This window comes from Motilimonas eburnea (assembly GCF_021295345.1).
Lineage (GTDB): Bacteria > Pseudomonadota > Gammaproteobacteria > Enterobacterales > CBDFNC01 > Motilimonas > Motilimonas eburnea.
This window is the reverse complement of the sequence record NZ_JAIMJB010000013.1, coordinates 12508-35232: the sequence shown is the minus strand read 5'-3', so window position 1 is coordinate 35232 and position 22725 is coordinate 12508. Positions and strand designations below refer to the sequence as shown.

21 protein-coding genes and 1 tRNA gene are annotated in these 22725 nt (G+C 45.6%); 7 read left to right on the top strand and 15 right to left on the bottom strand.

The features are described from left to right. Positions 1-27 precede the first annotated feature (27 nt). On the top strand, positions 28-579 hold the full coding sequence (locus K6Y21_RS13645; protein WP_233072393.1) for a hypothetical protein: 552 nt from the start codon (positions 28-30) through the stop codon (positions 577-579). Between the two features lie 5 nt (positions 580-584). Here K6Y21_RS13645 and K6Y21_RS13640 read toward each other — a convergent pair whose 3' ends face one another. Genes K6Y21_RS13640 through K6Y21_RS13630 form a run of 3 tightly spaced genes read right to left on the bottom strand, consistent with a single transcriptional unit; the run spans position 585 to position 4184 of the window. Continuing rightward, positions 585-2297, bottom strand: a complete 1713-nt coding sequence (locus tag K6Y21_RS13640; RefSeq protein WP_233072392.1) for a polyamine aminopropyltransferase — start codon at positions 2295-2297, stop codon at positions 585-587. Between the two features lie 5 nt (positions 2298-2302). Then, positions 2303-3202: a DUF350 domain-containing protein gene (locus tag K6Y21_RS13635; RefSeq protein WP_233072391.1), complete on the bottom strand. Its 900-nt coding sequence runs from the start codon at positions 3200-3202 to the stop codon at positions 2303-2305. A gap of 13 nt (positions 3203-3215) precedes the next feature. After that, on the bottom strand, positions 3216-4184 hold the full coding sequence (locus K6Y21_RS13630; protein WP_432757996.1) for a hypothetical protein: 969 nt from the start codon (positions 4182-4184) through the stop codon (positions 3216-3218). Between the two features lie 244 nt (positions 4185-4428). On the opposite strand from K6Y21_RS13630, the gene K6Y21_RS13625 reads away from it, so the two are divergent. Continuing rightward, the gene (locus K6Y21_RS13625; RefSeq protein ID WP_233072389.1) at positions 4429-4902 is read left to right on the top strand and encodes a DUF2919 domain-containing protein; all 474 of its coding nucleotides are present in this window, start codon (positions 4429-4431) and stop codon (positions 4900-4902) included. Between the two features lie 24 nt (positions 4903-4926). Here the strand turns inward: K6Y21_RS13625 and K6Y21_RS13620 are convergent, their stop codons facing one another. The 6 genes from K6Y21_RS13620 to K6Y21_RS13595 form a co-directional block, all read right to left on the bottom strand. Further along, positions 4927-6213 (bottom strand): NAD(P)/FAD-dependent oxidoreductase, encoded by a 1287-nt coding sequence (locus tag K6Y21_RS13620; RefSeq protein WP_233072388.1) that lies wholly within the window; start codon positions 6211-6213, stop codon positions 4927-4929. Between the two features lie 70 nt (positions 6214-6283). After that, the gene (gene ycfP / locus K6Y21_RS13615; protein WP_233072387.1) at positions 6284-6835 is read right to left on the bottom strand and encodes an alpha/beta hydrolase YcfP; all 552 of its coding nucleotides are present in this window, start codon (positions 6833-6835) and stop codon (positions 6284-6286) included. A gap of 241 nt (positions 6836-7076) precedes the next feature. After that, positions 7077-7673 (bottom strand): penicillin-binding protein activator LpoB, encoded by a 597-nt coding sequence (gene lpoB, locus K6Y21_RS13610; protein WP_233072386.1) that lies wholly within the window; start codon positions 7671-7673, stop codon positions 7077-7079. 11 nt (positions 7674-7684) lie between these two features. Beyond that, positions 7685-8092, bottom strand: a complete 408-nt coding sequence (locus K6Y21_RS13605) for a YcfL family putative periplasmic lipoprotein (RefSeq protein ID WP_233072385.1) — start codon at positions 8090-8092, stop codon at positions 7685-7687. 22 nt (positions 8093-8114) lie between these two features. Next, a complete protein-coding gene (locus tag K6Y21_RS13600; RefSeq protein WP_233072384.1) occupies positions 8115-9539 on the bottom strand; it encodes a COG3014 family protein in 1425 nt (474 codons plus the stop codon). Positions 9540-9548: 9 nt separating this feature from the next. Next, positions 9549-9899, bottom strand: coding sequence for an HIT domain-containing protein (locus tag K6Y21_RS13595; RefSeq protein WP_233072383.1), 351 nt, complete (start codon positions 9897-9899; stop codon positions 9549-9551). A 583-nt stretch (positions 9900-10482) separates the two neighbouring features. Here K6Y21_RS13595 and K6Y21_RS13590 point away from each other — a divergent pair. Next, the gene (locus tag K6Y21_RS13590; protein WP_233072382.1) at positions 10483-12360 is read left to right on the top strand and encodes a methyl-accepting chemotaxis protein; all 1878 of its coding nucleotides are present in this window, start codon (positions 10483-10485) and stop codon (positions 12358-12360) included. Between the two features lie 89 nt (positions 12361-12449). Here K6Y21_RS13590 and K6Y21_RS13585 read toward each other — a convergent pair whose 3' ends face one another. From K6Y21_RS13585 to yejK, 6 genes are all read right to left on the bottom strand, one after another. After that, positions 12450-13319, bottom strand: a complete 870-nt coding sequence (locus tag K6Y21_RS13585; RefSeq protein ID WP_233072381.1) for a 6-carboxytetrahydropterin synthase — start codon at positions 13317-13319, stop codon at positions 12450-12452. Positions 13320-13402: 83 nt separating this feature from the next. After that, complete coding sequence (locus K6Y21_RS13580; protein ID WP_233072380.1) at positions 13403-14536, bottom strand: ABC transporter ATP-binding protein; 1134 nt, start codon at positions 14534-14536, stop codon at positions 13403-13405. A 1-nt stretch (position 14537) separates the two neighbouring features. After that, positions 14538-15401: an ABC transporter permease subunit gene (locus tag K6Y21_RS13575; protein WP_233072379.1), complete on the bottom strand. Its 864-nt coding sequence runs from the start codon at positions 15399-15401 to the stop codon at positions 14538-14540. Continuing rightward, positions 15394-16983, bottom strand: coding sequence for an ABC transporter permease subunit (locus K6Y21_RS13570; RefSeq protein ID WP_233072378.1), 1590 nt, complete (start codon positions 16981-16983; stop codon positions 15394-15396). Before K6Y21_RS13570 ends, K6Y21_RS13575 begins: the two co-directional genes overlap by 8 nt. Beyond that, positions 16980-18176, bottom strand: coding sequence for an extracellular solute-binding protein (locus K6Y21_RS13565; RefSeq protein ID WP_233072377.1), 1197 nt, complete (start codon positions 18174-18176; stop codon positions 16980-16982). Before K6Y21_RS13565 ends, K6Y21_RS13570 begins: the two co-directional genes overlap by 4 nt. A 248-nt stretch (positions 18177-18424) precedes the next feature. Beyond that, on the bottom strand, positions 18425-19432 hold the full coding sequence (yejK, locus tag K6Y21_RS13560) for a nucleoid-associated protein YejK (protein ID WP_233072376.1): 1008 nt from the start codon (positions 19430-19432) through the stop codon (positions 18425-18427). A gap of 74 nt (positions 19433-19506) precedes the next feature. Between yejK and K6Y21_RS13555 the strand changes: the two genes are divergently transcribed. The 4 genes from K6Y21_RS13555 to K6Y21_RS13540 all read left to right on the top strand — a co-directional run bounded on the left by K6Y21_RS13555 (position 19507) and on the right by K6Y21_RS13540 (position 22664). Further along, positions 19507-19719 carry a YejL family protein gene (locus tag K6Y21_RS13555; protein ID WP_233072375.1) on the top strand — a complete coding sequence of 71 codons (213 nt, stop codon included), beginning with the start codon at positions 19507-19509 and terminating at the stop codon, positions 19717-19719. A 94-nt stretch (positions 19720-19813) separates the two neighbouring features. Beyond that, on the top strand, positions 19814-21643 hold the full coding sequence (locus K6Y21_RS13550; protein ID WP_233072374.1) for a DUF3413 domain-containing protein: 1830 nt from the start codon (positions 19814-19816) through the stop codon (positions 21641-21643). Positions 21644-21791: 148 nt separating this feature from the next. Beyond that, positions 21792-21868, top strand: a tRNA-Pro gene (locus tag K6Y21_RS13545). Between the two features lie 103 nt (positions 21869-21971). Then, positions 21972-22664, top strand: a complete 693-nt coding sequence (locus K6Y21_RS13540) for a Rossmann-fold NAD(P)-binding domain-containing protein (RefSeq protein WP_233072373.1) — start codon at positions 21972-21974, stop codon at positions 22662-22664. Positions 22665-22725: the final 61 nt, after the last annotated feature.

Here is a 22725-nt window from a genome sequence, read left to right as displayed (position 1 = left end):
TTCTACGTGATGACACAATGAGAGAGTATGCGTACGTTGAACACCCTATCCAGAAAACAGCTAAAAACCGTTACCTTATGCCAACCCATCATTAAATTAATAGAGAACTACCCCGAAGCCATGGTATTAAATTTAACTAAACATCGCTTTAGTTTCGCTTTACCGTCCACGGTAAAATGGTTAGATATCAATATAAAAGGCAAGGAGCGCTTGAGCTGTGGTCAGGTGATCAATGGTAACTTAGAAGAGCTTTCTTGGTTAAAGCAACTCAATAAAACCACAAATCAAAAAATAATTATACTGGTCAGCGAAAACAAAAAGCACAGCTTTGAGCAATTGACACGCTTACTTGATGAGCTAATTGCTTGGGCGCCCTGCATTGACTTGTTGATCGACAAGCAACTAAAAGCAAACATGGGATCTTGGCCGGTGAATGATTTGCATCACGCCCTAGAATTAATTGACGTCACCGACATTGATATCACTAAATCACCACGTAACTGGGTTAAGCAAATTCGTCATTGGTTGGGGAGTCGTACTCATTATCAAGTTTATCACTATGGTTCAATCAACTTTTAAGCCATTCACTGAGCGCTTAGTCCCAACTCGGCTTGCCATGCAAGGTGATGATACTGATACAAGGTATGCGTTCCTAACTCGTTCACCTCAATTTGCTCGCTGCCAGCATAAAACTGCTGCGGAAAGACTAACGCCGCCGCGAAAACATCTTGGTTTAACCAATCTAATTGAAACGGTAAAAAGGGCGTTAATTGGGCTGCTCTCTCGCTTGGAGCAGCCCCCATCTTAGTCGCAATACTCCAACCCCATTGGCCAAAACTCGGCACATTTTGCTGGTATTGCTCAACATGGGCAAAGCCTGCTGCTTCAATGGTTTTACCTATGGAAATAAACGCCTTGCGAGCATGATATGGCGAAGTGGATTGCACCACCATGGCACCATCACCGTATAATAGCTGGCCTAAACGCGCATAAAAGTACTTACTGTAAAGTTTATTTAAGTCAGGATGACTGGGATCAGGCAAGTCTACGATGATGGTGTCAAACTGCGCGCCTCGACTCAGAAAGTTATCGAGTTCAACAAACGCATCATTGTTGATAACCTTGACGCGAGGATCACTAAATGCCCCTTGTGTTAAATCTTCAACCACTTCAACTAAGTACGGGGCTAAGAGCCCTTCTGGTTGGCGAAATAAGTCCACCAGCTCATCATCAAGATCAACTAAGGTGACGTCATTAACAGGCCACTTTAGTACCTCTCGCAGGGCTAAACCATCCCCCCCGCCAACAATCAATACACGGTCATGACGCGCTGACACCGCCATGGCGGGATGCACCAGCATTTGGTGATAGATATGTTCATCAGCGCTGGAGAACTGTAAACGGCCATTAATATAAAAACTGTAAACGGAGGGTAAACCACCGGACATATCCCGCCGCGTAAACACTAAGTTTTGAAACCGGGTTTGCTGTTGGTGTACCACCTTATCAAGATACAAAAGATCTTGCATCTTACTCGACCATTGTCCGCCGAATGCAAAGACAAAATACACCATTACAGCTAATACAAGGTGACTGACTATCAGCCAAAGCTTAGCCTTAATCTGGCGACGAAAACGCACGAAAAAGATCACCCCAGCCACCCAATTTAAACTGGCCGTCAACGCCGCCGCCTGGTTGATTTCAATTCGCAGCATTAACAGCACCCAAACGGCAGCCCCGACACCTGCCCCTAGGTAATCTGCGCCGTAAATGGTACCCACATTATTGGTTAAGTGTTTACCATAGACATCTTCACGAATACGGGCGATGAGCGGAATTTCCATGCCGATAAGAAAACCAAGTACAAAGCCAAATACATAAGGCATAAACTGGCTTAGCTTCACTAAGCTGGCATAAACCCCGCCAAGGGGGAGCATATCTTGAGGGATACTAAACGTATCGGCGATGACTTGAGGCAAATACTGGGTAAAACCAATCAAGCTTGCTAATATCACCGTAGCACTACAGCCAAGCAGCGCAACAGACACTTCTAGCCAAGCAAAGCCAAAATAAGGGTCTTTAACTTGCTTAGCAGCAAAAGCACCTAAGCCCATGGCCACGATCATAATACCTATCATGGCATAAATAACCGTTTCCATGCTGCCCAGCACGCGCGCACTGTAATGGGACAAGAGGTATTCGTAAATTAAGCCGCAAGCAGCCAGCACCGCCATAATCATGATCAGCAGGCAGTCATCAAGTAGCAACCTTGGGTTGCTACGCCACATTTTCAACATAACGCTTACGCCATTAATGCACTCAGTACCAGCGCAATAGAAACGTTAATGGCAAATTCTATCGCTGCCACCCCTACGTTATGCTGCTGCTCTATTTCGATTTCACGAGGGATCTTCATCAATACGATGCGTTTAGCAACAGTGGCCAATACTTTAAGTAATAACATCATGATTAAACTGATGGCTAGCCAAGACAGTAAGCCTGCAACCAAGTGTTGTGGATCATAGATGATGAAATGACTGGCAGCCGTCACCGCGATCGCCGTACCTATCAAGTGGCCACTATAACGCACCGCCAAGGCAACGTTACCCTGAACTAACGCTTGCTGAAAACCAGCCACATTGCCAAGGTTAAATCGTCGCTCGCGAATCCGCGACACCAGCACCAAAATAAACTGGCTTATTAACCACCCCACAACAATAGCAATAAAGGTGTTCACATCGAACCCTTCTACCCAGATGAGGACTGCTCGCACCACAATTGCCGTAGCAATAGCACTGGCTGCATCGGTGATCGCAACGGCTTTGTTACGCTCAAGAATCAATTGGGTCTTGTGAAACTGATTCAACGAAAACTGATCATGTACCCAGCGACCCGCTTTGATCAATAACAAACCCACCAAACCGTAAGCCGACATGCCAATCACTTCATTGACGTAGTTATTGGCTTCTTCACCCGTAATGGCCCCTGATAATACGATCCCCATGGCCAATACACTGCCTGCCATACTAATACCATAAGCAAAGTTATCCCGTTGAGACAGCTCCTCGGTGGTATTGACTTTGCCAGTAAGCCCCATGACATAACGCATCGTGGTGAGTAGCAAAATAGCAATAATGACATCGATCGCGAGATATACGAGTAACTCGGGGTTAAATTCTAAGATAGGACTGATAGCGTTCATTGTTTACCTTTCCTTATTTACCACGTCGTGGACTACGCGAACTGGTGTTGCGGTTAGTGCGAAAACTGCTGTTAGTTGAATTAGAGCGTGTGCTCTTAGATTTAGTTGCATAGCTTGAGCGACTAGCAAATTGAGAACTGGCTTTGGCTTTTTGGCTCGCACTGGATACCTGACTGCTACCGGTACGGCTTTTAGCATAAGGGCTAGTAAATTTGCTGTTGTTGTTACCAAACTGCTTTTTACTGCGCGCAACCTGTTGCTCTTGAGATTTGTATTGGGTCGGGCTGGTGTAGCGCGAACGCCCATAATCGTTATAGTAACTGTAGTCACGATTGCGCGACCAAGAGTCATACATAACAGGACGTGATAAGTTAGAGAACAGGGCATACATGCCGTACCATTCCCAAAACGAAACCCCATTACTGTTTTGACTCCATTGACCGTAGTTGGGGTTGCCCACTAATTGGCTACCATCACCAAAGTCTTGCGCACCATTGGCTTGCATACTCGCCGCTTTACTGACGGCGTTTACCCGCGCCAGTTTACCGTCGGACATATCCGCTAACACATTAACCGGATCCGATAAGGCGTCATTAAATAGATCGGGATTGGCCGCTTCAACGATGTTTTCTAACTCAATTAAGCGCTCTTCGCTAGAGACATATTTTTCCGGGGAGTGAAGCGCATCATCAAGGCGCTTTTGCAAGCCTTGATAAAGAGGGCCTTGGCGAGTCGCATCTTTGGCCAACTCATCAATCAAAGGGCCATAGTCAGGCTTTTGCTGTTTTAACAACAAGGCATATTGTTTAAGTAGTGTCGCATTGCGAATTTGGCCCGATTCTAGCTCACTGGCTAATGTGTCCATGCGCAGCTTAGCGACACGACTATTGGCATCAATCGCCTCTGCAACTTTATCTGAACAGCCTGACAACAAGAGTACCAAGCATAAAAATAAGAAACTGCCCACCTTAGGATGGTTCATGATTACTCCCAGCATTGTGGCAAAACCAAGTCATTCTCAGACTATCGACTTAGTTTTATAAATACCATAGTTAACACAGGTAAAATTAACATAAAAATGAGTCACTTGTTTAAACATAATTGGCTAAATCTGTCATTTTTTATGTTGTGACCAAGGTGGACGCGACGCTGCTTACTTGAATTCAAGCGTCAACATCCTCATATACTTGGTTACGAAAGCGGCAAGATGTATAAGGATATCCGCGATGCGACGTTTATACCCCATCTCTGAATACGACAATGCAGGTGATTTAAAGCCTCCCGTATGGTTTTATCTAAGCTTACTCTTTCTTGCTCGCACTTGGCTCGTTTGGATCATGTCAGCAACCATCCGCCCAGATGGCAGTAAGATAATGGCGCTGTTTTATCCGTTAAAAACCCATTTTTTTCTGGGCTTGATCAGTGGCACTTTGGCAGTACTGCTGTTTCTCATCGCCCACCGCAAACATAATAAATGGATTGCGCCATTTTGGCACAAAGGAAAACTTATCTTATTGGCTTGCGCGGGTATCGATCTGGCCTTTTTACTGAATGCTATCAGCCAGCATCATTTTGCCTTTTCATGGGCCAGCGCCATTCAGCTGGTATTAGTTTGCTGGATCCTTATTTATACCCTCAAAAGTAAGCGCCTGAGTGATGCCTTTAACAATTATCATATTGGCAAAAAAATACCTGCATAACGCAGGTATTTAATCGATTTTCTATTAGTGTAGCTTCAACCTCGGCCTGAGCACACGGTTGATGCGTCCCACCACGGTCATGAGTGCCGTTTTAAAGTAGCCATGTAAGGCAATTTGGTGCATCCGGTATAACGAGACATAGACCAAGCGCGCCATGCGCCCTTCCACCATCATAGAGCCGCGCATCAGGTTACCCATTAAGCTACCAACCGTACTGAATTGGCTTAACGAAACCAAAGAGCCGTGGTCTTTGTAAACATAGTCTTTTTCGGGTTTACCTTTAAAACGAGCAAGGATATTGTCATACACACAACTGGCCATTTGATGAGCCGATTGGGCCCGAGGCGGCACTTGCTTACCGTCGGCCAAGGTGCAGGCTGCACAATCACCTAACGCATAAATATTTTCATCGCGTGTCGTTTGCAGATTAGGTTTGACCACTAACTGGTTGGCACGGTTTGTCTCAAGGCCTGCAATTTCTTTCATAAAATCGGGCGCCTTAATACCCGCAGCCCATACCATTAAGTCTGCCTCAATCACTTCACCTGATTTTGTCACTAACCCTTTTTCAGTGGCTTCTGTCACCATGGTCGCCGTGCGCACATCAACGCCCAACTGCGATAACTCATGATGAGCGGCACTTGAGATCCTAACCGGTAAGGCCGGTAAAATCTTTTCACCCGCTTCAACGAGTGTCACCCGTAAATCACTTGGTGACATATCATCAAAACCGTAACTTTTAACTTGTTTTAACGAGTTATAGAGCTCAGCTGATAATTCGACCCCCGTCGCCCCCGCGCCCACAATCGCCACACTGACGGCAGCGGTTTGTTTCTCACCTAGCTGCAAAAACTTATTTAACATTTTATGGTGGAATTTATGGGCTTGGTCCGGACTATCAAGGAAGATACAGTTTTCTTTAACCCCTGGCGTATTAAAGTCATTACTGACACTGCCTAATGCCATCACCAAGATGTCATAATTAAGCTGACGCTCGCTTAACACTTCTTTACCTTCTTCGTCATACATTGGCGCTAAGGTAATGTTTTTTTGCTCACGAGAAATGGCCGATAATGAGCCAAGCTGGAAATAGAAACCGTGGTTTTTGGCATGAGCACGATAGCTTAAAGCATCAACCCCATCGTCCAAAGAGCCCGCTGCCACTTCGTGCAATAGGGGTTTCCAAAGGTGGGTGCGATTTTTATCGACAAGGGTGACATGCGCTTTTTTGTTGCGGCCTAATTTACGACCTAACTTGGTGGCAAGCTCCAATCCGCCCGCACCACCACCAACAACAATGATCTTGGTCATGATAATACTCCAGTGAATTCAAACACAGCAACAAGGGCTGCACTATTGAGTCCTAGTAGAGTAATCAGACTTAAGCGAGGCTTCCCTGAGCTTTGAATTTCTTTATAGTTTGTAAGTGGTGGGAGATATCTCGGAACTTGTGTTGTTGTTGTTCATCCCACACTATTTCGTAATAATCTTTCAGTTCCGTTTCAGATTTACTATTATCTAATACTTCATCGCCAGTTGAAAGGATACATAGGCATTTTCCTGAATTTTTCTTACGAAAATCAGAAACACATTTACTCCCGATATCCGTGTACTCTTCCGGCCATTCGATTTTGCCGACCATATTGTCTTCAGGATGCAGGTTTGGATTAAACACCACTTGCTTGATACCACAAAGAAAACCTATGCGCTCACTCCAATAGCCACCTAAGCCAACACCGCAAATCAGTGGCTCAGGATCATCGCAATTTTGAATATGTTTATGCACTTCTTTTAACAGGTGGCTCATATCCATACGAGGATGGATCGTACTGTAATGTACAAAACGTACATCATCATCAATAAACTTCAATTGCATCACTTTTTCATGATTACCCGGGCTGGTCGCATCAAACCCGTGTAGATAGATAATCATAAACCTCTCCTATGGGGCATACTTACTCATCTCTGTGAGCTTAGCCTTTATCTGTTTGAATACCTATCAATTTACCCCAATCAATACTGAGGTCAATTGCAATTTGTGGCTTTGTTACACTTACTTCACATTAAAATGTAGGGCTGCGCAAGAAACCATCAACTCAGCTAAGCGCATGTTTTTCAAAAAAGCTAAAAAACAATGCCCGCGCAGAGCGGGCACTGGCTAGGCACGACGCAAATCACAAACCAAACTTTTTGCGATGCTCTTGTTTACGTATCTCAGTTTCATCAGCCCATTCAATAATGCCAGTTTGTAGATCCATTAAACGCAGGGTGAATTTATAATAGACGTCTTTTTTCTTGCCGTTGTCCTTCACAATGCTCGACAGGTTGCCATACAACATGTATTGAGCCCCAATTTGCTTGCCAAAAGAAATGGCACTGGTCGGATCAACCATGCCACTGTCGTTTTGGAATTCCAATTGTTGCCTCACCGCCTCGACGCGTCCCATATCAACAAAGCGGAACTTGCCAGAGCGTAATAGATTGGTAGAAATAGTATCGGAAATGGATTCCGTGTCTATGTGTTCGGTCGTTTTGTTTTTGATCCGCTCCACATACACCACAGGGCGATCATTGGCGGTTAACGCAACGATGGCAGGAAACGTCAACATGTCATCGGTCATCTCTTGCGCGATTTTTTGGAGATCGGTCGAACCAAATCCAATGTCCGTGGTTTCAACTGCCGTGGCATCACCGTAACTAATTTGATTAGAACAACCCACTAAGGTCAACGCAGCAACGCCTAAAGAAACCGCCATCAGTGTTTTTTTCATTTTGAAAAGCCTTATTTTTTCAATACTTCACGAATATACACATGCACATTTTGGGCAGCAGAATTAGGTGCCACCCCTTGAATATGGGCAACTTGCCCACCATGTAGAGTCAAAGGTAACCAAGGTTGGCCCTGGTGCTCAACCTCAAACCCGAATTGGTCAAACCAATAAAATTTATACTGCAGTGTCTGCTCATAAGGATACAGGTTTGCCACGCGAGCTTGTACTGTGAGTAGGTCGTTTGTCCGTTTGGTTTTGACATTGCCTAATTCCAACTTATCGGCAAGCTCGCGATTATCGATTCTTACCTTAGGCTCCAGGTTGATATTATCGATGCCGATTCCCGTGGTCGGCATTTGCGCACAAGCGGCTAACCCCGCCAACAAAACCATCACCAGAGTCCACTTCAACACCATCATCTCACCCACTCTCCTGTTATTTTTATAAAGAGAATACTTGTGTTGCAATGCCATTTCCTTGCACTGACACCCAAACCAAGTTGATTTTACCTCTGGTTACGGACAAATTGATAGTTTTGTGATTAATTCCTTGTTTAATCTCCAGCGAGGTCGACGTCCCATTCACCGTTAAACCACTGACGCCGACTCGATTGGGTAACAAGCTCCAACTTCGAGTATCGGCTGTTTCGGTCGCCATATTATACAAGTTGGCTAACACATTGCCCCAATCCCCGCCTTCTTCGGCCATTTGCTGGCGCATCATTTCTTTGCTGTAGGTACGTATTGCCTGACGCAATAAAATGGCGGGTAAGTCTTGTTGCAACTGTTTTGCCGCCAAAGGAAAAACCTGCGCAACAGGTGACAACGCAACCGCCTTCCCCTCTTGGCTGAGGTGCACCTCAGTTTCAGTATCGCCTACGGGATAAACAGGTAAAGCGACGTTGAAAATACCATAGTAACCATCACTCGAGCGGATTGGCACAGGCAAGTGCATCTGCTGTTTCGCTGCCACTAGCCCTTGTTCAACGAGGAGTACCACTTGGGTATCGGAAGGCATCGCCGTGGTTTGAGTGATTGACACAGGCAAGGTCTGGCTAAACACCGCCTGATCATCTTGCATATCCAGCTGTTTTGCTAATTGCCATACTCGGCCTTGGATAAAGGCATTATGAGGGGTCAGTTGCAGTGCCTTTTTATAATCAATGTACGCAGAGTTGTATTCGCCCGCGCCTTCATAGACTAGTGCCGACAACAAAAAAGTGTAACCGTTTTGAAACCCTTGTTGCACTTCACCTAAGGTACCAGACATATCAGGGTAACCATTAAGAGCAGCATTCGTATCAGCCAAAATACCTTGGTCATTTGCCTGCACAACGACTGATTGTAATTCATCGCTGTGCTCATTGAGCGCTTGTTGCTGAGCCAAATTAGCCCGGCGCACTTCAACCAACGCACTGTCATATTGACCCAAAGCCAAATAATTTAAAATTAAGTAATGATGAAGAAAAACCCGCTCGTATGACGGTAACGCATAGCGCAGCAAATTGTCATTGGTGATGGCAGTACCAAGCTGATTCATCCCCGCAGATAAACGATACTCGGCGGCATTATCATCCGCTTTAATCGCCTGATCGGCGGCGTTAAAGCTGGCTAAACTTTGCTGATACTTTCCCGCCAAAAACCAGGCCCGTCCTCGCTCGAGTTGCAGCAAGACATAATTATGTTGATCGGGCTCGGTTGGCTCAATGGTGGCTGCTGCCTGAGTAAATTGGCCTTGCGCCACCTGCGCTCGAACAGGCATCATTTGTTCGTTATAAGGAATAAACAAATTACGCAAACTGGTTGAACTGCAACCAGAGAGGGTACCTGCAACAGCAAGTCCCCATACCAAAAACAATAACCGCATAAATGTTGTTTACTTAGCTAGCAGAGGCCCAAGGGGCTCACCGCCCAATAAGTGCAGATGAATGTGGTATACCTCTTGGCCACCATGATCATTACAATTCATGATCAAACGGTAACCAGACTGATCGATGCCCTGCTCTTTAGCTAGACGTTTCGCCACAGTATACATACGACCGATCACTTGCTCATGCTCAGCTTCAATGTCATTGGCAGTGGCGATCAGCTCATTAGGCACAATTAAAATATGTACTTTTGCCTTGGGAGCAATATCACTAAAGGCTGTCACTAAATCGTCTTGATATAACAATGGGGTGGGAATTTCTTGTCGAATGATCTTACTGAAAATCGTTTCTTCGGCCATGATCTGCTCCTTATCAATAATAAGCCAATGTGACTGAGCGCATATAATGACAGATGCACACGGGAAACGCATCATTTTATAAGTCCGCGCTAGACAAGACTTAACGCCATATCTTGAGAGCAATTTGACCTTACTGCCTAAACCTTGAGATGCTAATCACTATTTCTAGTGATAATTTCAATGGTAACAGGCTATATGTACTTTTTGTGACAATCAATTACCGCAATAAAGGGTGATTCAGGCCAAAATTATTAAAAAATCTGACTAAACTTATGTTTAGGTTAAAGATAAATCACAATTAAACGATAACAATAGAAGTACGCTACTGATTGAGCACAAAGACTTTATTTTGGCAGTCTAGTCCACTGAGTGATCATATCAGCAATAACAATGGCAATCGCCACCGGCAACAGCCGCGGCAGGGCCGCTTATTCTAAATGCAAAGCGCGAGTAATTTATGAAGAATTTTTGGAACAATCTCTCAATTATACGCAAGGTAAGTTTGGGCTTTGTTTTATTAGTGATCATGCTACTTTTCACTAATTTCATGTCCTTACAAACGGGTAATGAGCTTGAACGTTCAATGTCTGACGTTACTGAAAAAGCGACCCCACTGGTCTTACAAACCAGTAAAGCCGCTGTGGCGCTATTACAGGTAGACAACGACCTCAAATACTTCTTGCTCAAAGATAAAGCCGACGAGTTGGATGCACTACTCAACCAATTTCAGCAAGGCCAGCAAAAATTCCAAGCCGAGCTCAACGAACTGTCGCAAATGGCACAAGGTCAAACTAGCCTATCTAGCCAAATTGCGGGCATTTCTGAGCAGGAGCAATCGTACTTTGCCACCGCCAATGAGGTAATGCCTAAATGGATAGACTTTGTTAACCAACGGGAAAAGTTTAGCCAGCAGAAAAGCCAATTTGCGGTCATGACCCCTAATTTAAAACAAAAAATTGTGAGCCTAGCCAAGGATGACCCTAGCGCAGCATTCACCGCAGATACCTTAGTTTCAAAAATATCCATCCTTGAACTCAGCACCAATGATGCATTAAACCAAGAAGATCCAGCTAAAGTAAAATCCACACTTAGACGTAACAAGCTACAAATTCGTTCTATTCAAAACGCGGCAAAAACCTTAGCCAAAGCTAACCCTGACTTTAACTCTCAGGCAGGTGAGCTCGTTACTCAGTTAGTTAAAGACACCACCGACCCCAAAAGCGGTTTATTAGCCGACTATCAAAAGTTGATGATCACCCAAGCCAGCGTGCTTTCACAAGTAGAACAAAGTAAAGAGCAGGTTGATCAAGCCATTAACATGCTCATTGAGATCAACAACAGCGCAGAAAACGTGGTGGCGCGGGCCGTGCAAAATACCAAAGACGCCCTCTCCACCAGTCGCAGTAACTTGATCATTGTGGCGGTGATTTCATTGTTGGTCGCTTTCGTGGTGGCCTTTAGTGTCGCAGTCAGTATTCGCAAACCTCTGCAATCTATTTTGCAAGTGTTAACCGCCGTGACCGAAGGTGACATGACACAACAGGTCAGCTACCGCAGTAAAAATGAGTTTGGCCAACTCGCTGAACAAGTTAACACCTTAGTGAAGCAAATGCGCAGCATATTGTCAGAGCTGGCCGAGGCCTCTCACAAGTTAACTGAACTCGCGAAACTGAATCAATCCACCATGGATAAATCTAAACATGAATTGGATAATCAACGCCATGAAACAGCCAGTGTCGCGGCTGCAATGACGGAAATGGAACAGTCTGTTCGCGAGGTTGCCAATGCCGCCCATTCAACCCTTGAACAAGTGAACCAAGTTGAACATGCCTCTAATACAGGTCGTGAGGTGATGGCTCACAACATTTCAACCACTCACCAACTGTCGAGTAAGATCCAAGACTCGAGTACGGTAATAGCCGAAGTAGGCGACTTAAGTAATAACATCGGCGGCATATTAGACGTGATCCGTGGCATTGCGGCCCAAACCAACTTACTCGCGCTGAACGCCGCCATCGAGGCAGCCCGAGCCGGTGAACAAGGACGCGGCTTTGCCGTGGTGGCCGATGAAGTCCGTGACCTTGCCCAAAAGACCACGAATTCAACCACCGAAATTCAAACCATGATCGAGAACTTACAAGCCAGTGCCGCTAAAGCCGTAGAGGTGATGTCTGAATGTTCTCATGAAATGGAAGCAAGCATAGCGCAAAGCTCTGAAGCGAATGGCGCCATGGAAGAAATCCAAGGGATCATTACCTTGATTTCGGACATGAGTAGTCAAATTGCCGCAGCGGCCGAAGAGCAACAAGCCACCAGTGCAGAAATTGCCAACAACCTCAATCGGATTTCTGATATTTCTGATGTCAATTACCAAGGTATTGAAGAGCTGGCTAGCACAGGTCATGTACTTGAAGATCTGGCCAACAACCAAGACCAATTGGTTACCCGGTTTAAACTCTAAACACCCGCCGTAGGCAATAAAAAACCGAGCTTAGCTCGGTTTTTTATTGCCTACGGCGAGGCCAAACGGGTTAATTTAATCCTAACTTATCAAGCTTCAACTATCGCCCCCTTGCCTATCCCCTCATAACCCATGACCTTGACCTTACGCGTTGGATATTGCAGCTTGATCTGTTGGCACAAGTATTGGGTTAAACTTTCTATTGTCGTATCGAGAGGCACGATGTCACATAAATCCGAAGGCATGATCAGTTCAAATAAACCTTGAGACGAAGTGTATTGGAAGCCAATATATTGCTCAGCAAGGGCGCAAGTAGGCAAGGCAATAGATAGCTTTTCAAGACTAACCACATCCTCTTGGCTTCCTAAATAGATATCTCGCCATTGGTCACACCATTTGGCCACAAGCGACTCATTCCAAACGTCATCGAGATAAATATCTAACCGAGAGCGGTGACCATGGGCAATACGTTGGCAATTACCATCGTGTTTTTTCAAGCCATGGCTGTAATGGTAAAACGGCGTTGTGATCACTTCATGGCTCAAGCTTACCTTAAGCCCGGTAATGTTGTCCGGCAAACGAGACAATATCACCTGCTCCAAATACTCGGTCAAAGCCGCTAAACTGACAGTGGCAGAAGGCAACAAACAATAAGCCTCAGCAGGGCCATTTAATACAATGCTTTGCTTGGAGCTAAGGGGAAAGGTAATGGCGATTTGCTCTTTACCTTCACATACACACCCCGCCACTTCAGTTGGCACGATCAGCTTGTGATCAACCACCTCATCAATAATACCTTTGATTTGTTTTTTCACTAATGAGAAATCGAGCAGCATATTTTGGTCATTCAATCGACCATCAAGCTCAACGTCTACTTGGTAACTCTCCCCTACCATGCCTCGCTGGCTGTCAAGGTAAGAGGAGTCAATAACCGTAAGTGATTTAACAAAGAGTTTCATGTGGGTGCCCAATCAAAATTCAAGGCGCTATTATAGCGACTTCGACGCGAGCAACAAGGGACAAAAAGTAAGGTTTATCGCCCCTAATATATCAAGCTAGCCGAGGTGCGAGGAAACGCGATATCCTGATGATTAAATAAATAGCAATGCTCACTTGGAAAGTGCAAACCCACATCACTCACCTTAGGTAAATGGCTGGTCGCGGCTAATCGCATCACCATTTTTTGATCTTGACGCATTAAATGGACAACAGATTCACAACCAAAGTTATCAATTCCGACCACTTGCGCCGTAACATGGACAAGCTTGTCAGCATTGGCTAGCTGCATGTGCTCGGCTCTAATACCTAGGGTGACTAAGTTACCGACTTCACCTTGGCGGGTATCTACCTGTGCTCTTACCGTGCCACCCGTAGCCAACTCAATGGTGGTCAAATTATGACTGAGATCCACCAAGGTGCCTTTCAACAAACACATTTGTGGCTCTCCAATGATTTTCGCCACATGACTGTTGCGCGGGTTATGGTACAACTCTAAAGGGGGCCCCACTTGCTCCAAATTCGTTTGTGCATTCGCTCTTAAATGGCTTAACACCGCCATTTTGTCGGCAATGGCCATGGCATCTTGATATTGATGAGTGACCATGACAAAAGTAGTGCCTAATTGACGCTGGATCCGGTTTAATTCTAATCTGAGTTGGCTACGAGCATCACCTGATAAGCCAGTAAATGGCTCGTCAAATAACACCAGCTCAGATTGCGGTGCCATCGCCTTGGCAATGGCGCATCGCTGGACTGCTTCTTTAGATAACTGGCCAGGGAGCCTAGTTAGCCAGCCATCAATATCAAACAATTGGCTTACCCATTTTAACCTAAGCCTTTGATCTGCTCTTTTCAGTCCTTTGTTTTTTAAACCAAATAAAATATTGTCCGCCACGCTCATATGGGGCAACAGTGCTTGTTTTTGAAACACCATTTCCAAGTTTCGTTTCGTGGCCGCGGTGTCCGTCATCACCTGTTGATTAAACCGCACCTCCCCCTTGGTCACCGTTTCCAACCCGGCAATAATACGCAGCAAGGTTGATTTCCCAGAGCCCGATGGCCCAACGACCCCTAAACATTCACCCTGGTTAACATACAAGTTAACATCTAACAGGGTATCAGGGCGTTGTTTACTCAGATACGATTTACTGACATGGCTTAACACTAGCTGCGACATGTTATTTCTCTTTTTTCCACTTAGGTATCAGGTAAAGGAGCCAATACTGGATCATGGCCAAAAGCAGTAATGCTGGCATAGATGACAGCACCGCAAAAGCCGCAAACTCCCCCCAATGGTAATATTGCGGTGATAAGTAATTTGGTGCGCCGACTGCTAAGGTATATTGAGTTTGCTTTTGCAATAAGATGGAAGCCAACGGGAACTCACCAAAACTGGTCATAAAAGCGATTAAAAAAGTGACTAAAAAAGCCGGTGCTAACAAAGGCAGCACAATATGACCAAAAATCTGCCACGCACTGGCGTTAGTGACGCGCGCACCTTCTTCATATTCCCTCGGTAAATAAGCAATTTGCTCTTTTAAAAACCAAATATAAAACGCCACCCCCCCCAAATAAGACAATATCAAGCCACCATGGGTATTAACCCCCAATAACGGCACAAACATACCCAGCTTGCGCAATAGAATATACACCGCCACTATCGCTAACACCGAAGGCAAAAATTGTAACACCAATAGCATATTGGCTAAGGAGTGGGCACTAGCACGCTGATTGCGCAATAAACCGTAAGCGGCTAAAGCAGCGATCAACGTCGCTAGACTGGCATAAATTAAGGAAATTTTTACACTGTTGCCGAGCCAAGTCAGTGCAGGAAAAGGGGAAAAGGTCCAACTGCCATCAGACTCTTTTACGCCAAGACCCAATACTAACCGCCAGTGGTTGAGGGTAAACTCACCGGTTTGAGCTCCGGGAGAGCCAAACGACACCCAGATAATCAATAGTACGGGGGTCAGCACCACACAGGCCATGCCTCCCAAGATAAGATGGTGCCACCAGCGAGCATGATTAACACGCCTACTCATAAGCCTGGCTCCCCCATGCTGGATCTTTACCTAACCAGCGCCAAGCACCATAAGCAATGGCCCCCAGTAAGCACAAACCAAATGTAGTGATAGCGCTGGCCAAAGCAAAGTTTTGTTGCTCACTAAAACCGATACTGTACACATAATTCAGCAATAATTGGGTGTGACCCGCAAGGGGTAATGCATCGGCCATCACTGGCATGCCTTGATTAAACAAATACACCAAGGAAAAGTTGTGTAAATTAAATGCAAATAAGGCCAATAAAACGGGCTTCAAGGGCTTAAAGGTTAATGGAATGGTCAGGTAATAAAAACGCCGTACTGGCCCGTAGCCCGATAACGCTGCCGACTCGTAATAGTCGTTAGGTAATCGCCTTAAGCATGCCAGTGCCAATAACATGACATAGGGGTAACCCAACCAGATACTGATGCCCAATAACACCAACCGAGCACTGCTCGGTTGATTCAACCAATCAGGCGCAAAGTGCACCAAGTGATTCAATAGTATTGCTAATTCGCCCGATTCAGGCATCAGCAAAACCTTAAAACTCAATATGGTGATAAAAGAGGGAATCGCCCAAGGTAACAACAAAACTAAGCGATAAGCAAACCCCTTCCAGCCTCGTTGTAACAACGTCAACTGAGCCAATAACAATCCCAGCATAAAGCTGCCAAGTAACGACACCACGGCAAACAGCAAGGTCCAAAATAACACCCGCAATAAGGGTAACCATAAGCTTTGCTGTGCAAAAATGGTTTGATACTGCTCTCCCCCCTGCCAAACAACAAAACCGGGATTAACCTGCGGGCCGATAAATTTACCCTCACCATCAATGGCCTGAAAAAAACCCGTCTGTAAGTTTGGTCGCAAATAATGCGCTGTTTGATTATCAAACAAGGTCACGGCATCATTGACGAGCTGGCCATTACTGAGCATCAGACCTTGATCTAACAAGCGGTACTTGGGCAACACCTGAGCATAATGTTTAAAATCGATACGCGTTAACACCGAGCCGCTCGGTAATTGCAAGGGTAAATCACCGTACATTTGACGAAACAGCACCTGTTGTTCCAGCTCTGCTTCGGGTAAAAACAAGTTTGCACCACCTGCCGCGAGGCGTAATGATTCACTTGGCGCCGCCTTCATCGCAAAAGACTGGCTTAAATAAGTCCGGTCTTCATAGCGCAATTTTAAGCGAAAAATATCCCCATCCACCAATAACTGATACTGATACCTGTGCTCACCGATGAATGTACGTTGCAACAGCTGCTCAACCGTGCTGTTAAGGGAACGCAGATGGCTACTGGAATAATTGGTGGTGCTGATAAAGACAGTAAATAAAAGTGGCAACAGCGCAAAACAAGCTATCAAAGCCAAGGCGGGAAATAACATGCGATAAGCCTGACCGGATTTAACGCCATAAACCCAGATGGCCGACACACTCAACACAAGCCAAACCAAAGCAAAGACATATTCCTGAGACCAAACTAACACCCCAAACAAAACCAGTAAGGCAATCACCAAGATAAGATTAACGCCAAAACGCCAGGTTAAATAAGGCAAGGGAGCGATTCGTTTCATTGCACCACCCTTTGCTGAGCCTGTTGTAATATCAGGGTCGATGACTTATCGCTGGGCAATTGGCGCCACACCATCGACATCACATCAAAAAAGCGTCCTATTTCAGGGATGTTAGGGGTTAATTGGGCATCTCGTAAACTGGCAAAACTGGTCTGCACCCAAGGGTTACTCGCCACCCGGTTTAAATAAGGTATGTATGCCGGCACCCCCAAGGCCACATGCTTGTCTAGGGTCGCCAAGCCTGTCTCTGTGGTCAGGTAATTTTCAATAAAAAAGGCAGCAATGTCTTGTTGCTGACTGTGTTGATTAATGTAAGCCGCTGACACATTAATAAATGATCGTAACGGCTTATTTTCAATGCTGGGTAGCGAGGTTAACCCCACACTGAAACCGAGCTTTTTCAGATCATGCCAATGGCGGGGTAACACCAACATCATAGCCAGTTGTTGCTGGCTAAAGTCTTTCATGATCTGTGCGGGATTGGCTTTTAAACTAAGCCAGTTTTGCGCAATGAGGGCACGCAAAAAATCAATCCCACGGCTCGCGCCCGGCTCCGAGAGGCCTAACCTTTTGGCATCAAAAGCAAAGCCAGAGTGCGCAAAGCTGTAGCCACCAAATGCAGCTACAAAAGGAAAGCTATAAAAAGTTTGCTCAACCGGCCAAACCAAAGACTGGAAACCTTGGCGCATTAATATCTTTTGCCAGTATTGCATTTGGTACCAATTCGTTGGCGGGTTAGCCACCAAGTTCTTATTGTATGCCAAGCTCAGCACTTCAATGCCTAAAGGATAACCGTAATACTGATCTTGATATTTCAGACTGTTCACTGCCAAGGGAACATATTGCGCCATGCTCGTGGGTAAATAGTCAACAGAAGCCAGCAAGCCTTGGTTGGCCCAGCGGCCTAGTCGATGGTGATAATCAATGAAAATATCCGGGCCATTACCATTTGGCGCAAATAAAGGAAACTTAGCATGAGCAAAAGGCGGCGACTCAACCCGAACAGGAATAGCGGAACTTTGCGTAAAGCGCTTAGCAATCGCACTGACGGCTTCAACAGAAAATTCATTGGATAGCCAAATGACCAAAGGTTGGGGGGGATTTTTAGCATTCACGGCAAAACTGGTGCTAATGATCAGCACCAAGCCACACACATATGCCAGTAAACCTAACACGCCGCCCTTCAATGTCATCTCATCCTTGAGTTTTAACCCAGCTATCAACCTAGCTTGGGTGGTTCGCGAAGCTTGCCAGCCGATCTTATCGCGCCATGCTGGATTGGATCAGCCTTTAACATTGGGTTATCGCATAAACGGATTTAATTACAAGTGCCCAGCTTTGATTTTGCTAAAAAGGTTAGATAATCAAGCGAAAATGGCGCTCAAGTGGCCCGCTGATGTGGCCACCGTGTTAATTAACCCCTTATTTAGTCGGCGTGGTACTATTTTCGTTTTAACTGCTCGCGCAAATTAGGGGGTAACCCGACAATGGTTAAGGTATCGGTTTGCTCATCATAGGTGACTCGTTCACCTAAATGCTTTTGATCAAAACTGATGCTTAACCCCCCTCCCGAACCAACATATTTGGTCAATTTGCGAATGGTGCTGCGATCCACCGGAAATCGTTCTTCTAGCTCATAATCTTCGGTCACAAAATCGTAAAAGCTCGCGTCGGCGCTTGGCTCTGGCAACACCTCGGCCAAGCTCTTTAATTCAACTTCCTCGCCTTGGCTCAGTTGCTCGGCGCAATAGTTAAACACATTTTCCCTGATCTCTTTGCTCTCGGTCGCAGGCAAGGCTTGTTTTTCACAATACTCATCGACGGCTTTCATAAGGCCTACGTTTTGTACCTTGGCATCAAGGCCCGGCTGACAACCCATGAAATCTAAGAAAAAGTCAGCTACTTTACGTCCTACTCGCCCTTTCACATAAGAAATATAGCGGTTACTCTCTGGCTCGCGTTCAAATTGAGTAAGATCAATACGCGCCGCTAATTGCGCTTTACTTAAATCTAAATGACGGCTGCTGCTAATATCCAGCTCATCGGTCACCATCACGGTGTCTTTATTGGCTAACATCACCAATAATAAGTAGTCACTGGCCACCCAAGTATATTTAGCAAGTAGCAACACGCCTTCTTCTGCAAACTCATACTTAGACACTTCATTAGCCAGTAAGTGGGCAGCTGACTTTGAGAAATCAACAAAACTCAGTTCATGGTCCAGTTGCTGGCGCAGTAGCGAAGCAAACTCGCTGTTATGCTCTTCATCTTGCGAAAAGTAGCCAAACCCTTTGCCCGCTTTGCTTTGATAACTGGTTTGCAGTTCTTCAACAAGACCGTTAACACTGGCATTAATCGCCAGCTCCTGATCTCGGGTACGGCAGATCAACTGCCCTTCATTTTCCATTACCAAGGAATGGATGATGATGTTGCTTAATTCAAGACTCATAGAAAAAAAGTGTGTTAAGAAAACCTGTGGGGTATTATATGCCGCTTTGTTAAAACTTACAGCAAAGGATACTTATGCCAGTTGTTTCTAAATATTCAAATGAACGGGTTGAGACACTTATTAATGAAGTGGTTGAGGTGTTACAGCGCGAGCAAACCCCTCTTGATCTTGCATTAATGGTGCTAGGCAATGCCACCACTGAGCTGATCAACGGCAGCGTAAAACCTGAGCAGCGAGCGGCCGTGGCTGACAAATTTGCAAAAGCGCTCACAGCTTCCGTTAAATAATGTTAAGTTACTGTTAAGGCGAGCTTAGTTGTACAATACTGAAACAAAACTATGGAACTTTTAGAGCGTTATGGTCGAAACGGGTAATCGATACATGGACAATGTTGCCAAAATCATCAATTGGGGACATTGGTTCAGTTTTGTCAATATACTGTTTGTCTTGATCATCTCCTCCCGCTACTTGCTGGCGGCAGAGTGGCCATCCTCTTTACTGGGCCAGGCTTATTTGATCATTAGCTGGTTAGGCCATTTTAGTTTCCTCACGTTTGCTTTTTACCTGATTTTTATATTCCCGATCAGTTTTTTAGTGCCGTTTGAACGAGTGCTACGTCTGATTGCGGTGCTCGCCAGCACCGCCGGGCTCACCCTACTGCTGCTCGACAGTCAGAGTTTCAATCTGTTTCGGTTTCACTTAAATCCGCTCACTTGGCAATACTTATTCAATGATGACAACCCGCAAACCGCTAATTTGCTGTTTGTTGCTATCCCATTTCTGTTTTTGGTACAGCTAACCACCTCTGAACTGGTGTGGCGAAAATTAAAACCCCTCTATCTGACGCGCATTGGCCCCAAATTTGCCATTTTGTTCTTTGTTTGTTTCTTGTTCACCCACTTGATCAACATTTGGGCGGATGCCACTTTCTACCGTCCCATCACCATGCAAAACGCTAACTTCCCGTTATCTTATCCAATGACGGCGAAATCGTTTTTAATCAAGCAAGGCTGGATAGACGAAGCCGAAGTCAAGGCGCACCAAAACGATGCGAAATTAAGTGGCCGCACCATCAAATATCCACTGCGCGAGGTCACACTCGATCCCCAGCATCAACAACTCAACGTGGTGATGGTCGTCGTTGATGCGCTACGTGCCGATATGTTACAGCCCGATATCATGCCTAGCCTGTCTCAGCTGGCAGCAATCTCCACTCAGTATCATCATCACTTTAGTGCAGGTAACGACGCGGAATTTGGTCTATTTGGCTTACTTTATGGTATTCCCAGCCGCTATTGGCCTGACATTAAATCAAACCAACTTGCCCCTGTGTTACTCACCAGTTTACACCAGGCGGGTTACCAAATTGGCGTATTCAGTGGCACCGATCTAGGTATTTCCCCACTATTGAACTCGCACGCAGATCCTGTTTATGTAGCCGAGCAATCTGGCCTAGAAGCAGATCACAGTGTGATTGATGCGTGGAAAACTTGGTATTTAAATCAATCTCAGGTACCTAAGTTTAGTCTGGTGCACCTCACTTCCGTTGCCGACATGCAAGTCCCCACAGGCTACCAATCTCGTTTTAGTGACACGGCCAACGCAGATGACGATGGAAACCTTGCCGATGCCATGCTCAATTCAAACCAATTTGATGACAACCACCCTCTGTTTAGACGTTATAAAAATACCGTCTCCTATACCGATATACTACTCGCCCGTATTGTTGAGCAGGTGGCCGCCAATCAGGGGCTAGACAACACTCTGATTCTTGTTACGGGCAGCCATGGCCAAGAGTTTAATGACAGAAATACCAACCAATGGGGCAGCCATACCAGCTATGCTTGGCCACAAACTCAAGTTCCCATGGTTATCTATCAACCTTTGCAACCCAGTGGGATTGTCGAGCAAGACACAAGCCATAATGACATCGTGCCCACTTTAATGGAGCAGCTTAATCTCACTGACACTCCTAGCCGGTATTTCTCAACCGGTAAAAACCTCGCAGAGCCAATAAAACGCAGCTATGTGTTATTGGGTGATGAGCGTGAGTATGTTGTCTATCAACCAGAGCAAATCATTGAGCTAAATGATAAAGGCGACGCCCATGTGCTTGATAGAAACTACCGCCCAGTCCCTAATGTGGAGCCGGATGTCTCCGTATTAATGCAGGTACTTAACGACCTAAGACGTTTTTATCCGGCGCAGTAACTAAGCGCAAATATGGCGATTTTTTAGTGCTGGTAGAAAAAGGTGCCCAAGCCAATTCAAACAAACTGAACAAAAGCTAAGCAGTTAGCATTCAATTGCTTATTTCACACTTGCATTAAAACGTGAAATGCTTAATATGAGCACTATTCGGGATATAGCGCAGCCTGGTAGCGCATCTGCCTGGGGGGCAGAGGGTCGCAGGTTCAAATCCTGCTATTCCGACCAACTCCCTAAAACCAGCTTCGGCTGGTTTTTTTATAGCCGACATCCCCCATGGCCTACTATTCTGATAACATCCCTACATAGGTTAAATTGTTAGGGTATTCCTATGATCCCATTAGTGTTAGGCGCCACAGGCTTAATTGGCCAGCAATTACTTCATCAATTACTTAATGAGCCAAGTTGTCAGCTGATCTGGGTCGTTGGACGCACGCCCCCGCAACTAGCCAGTACACCTTTAGCGCAAGGCAAGATCCATTTTATTCAAGCGCAAATCGATGTATTTGGTACGCCAGCCCTGCACCAGCAATTACCCAATAACCTCACCCATCTATTTTGCTGCCTTGGCAGCACCTTAAAAGCAGCAGGCAGTAAACAGCAGTTTATCGCCATCGATCAACAAGCCGTCATTAACTTTACCAAAGGCCAAATAGCCGCACAGCCTACACCGCCTCATTTTTTATTGGTTTCTGCCTTGGGCGCAAACTCTCGATCTTGGTTTTTCTATAATCGGGTGAAAGGCGAGTTGGAAGATCACCTTAAACAACTGAGCTTAGCTTCGCTCCATTTGTTTCATCCTTGCCTCTTGCTCGGCCAACGCACGCACAAACGGGCGTTAGAAGATTTTTGCCAACGTGTATTTGTACCAGCGGCAGCACTCTTTAATGGCCCTTTGCTTAAGGTGCGCCCCATCTCTGGCGAAACCGTTGCCAAAGCCATGCTAGCGCAAGCGTTGCAAAGCCCAACGAAAAAAGTAAACGTGATCACCAACGAGCAAATGCACCGACAGTTTACCCTTTAACCAGCTTAACATGAGCACGCAGTTTCTTTAATGCCCACTCATAATGGGGGGGCTGTCCAAG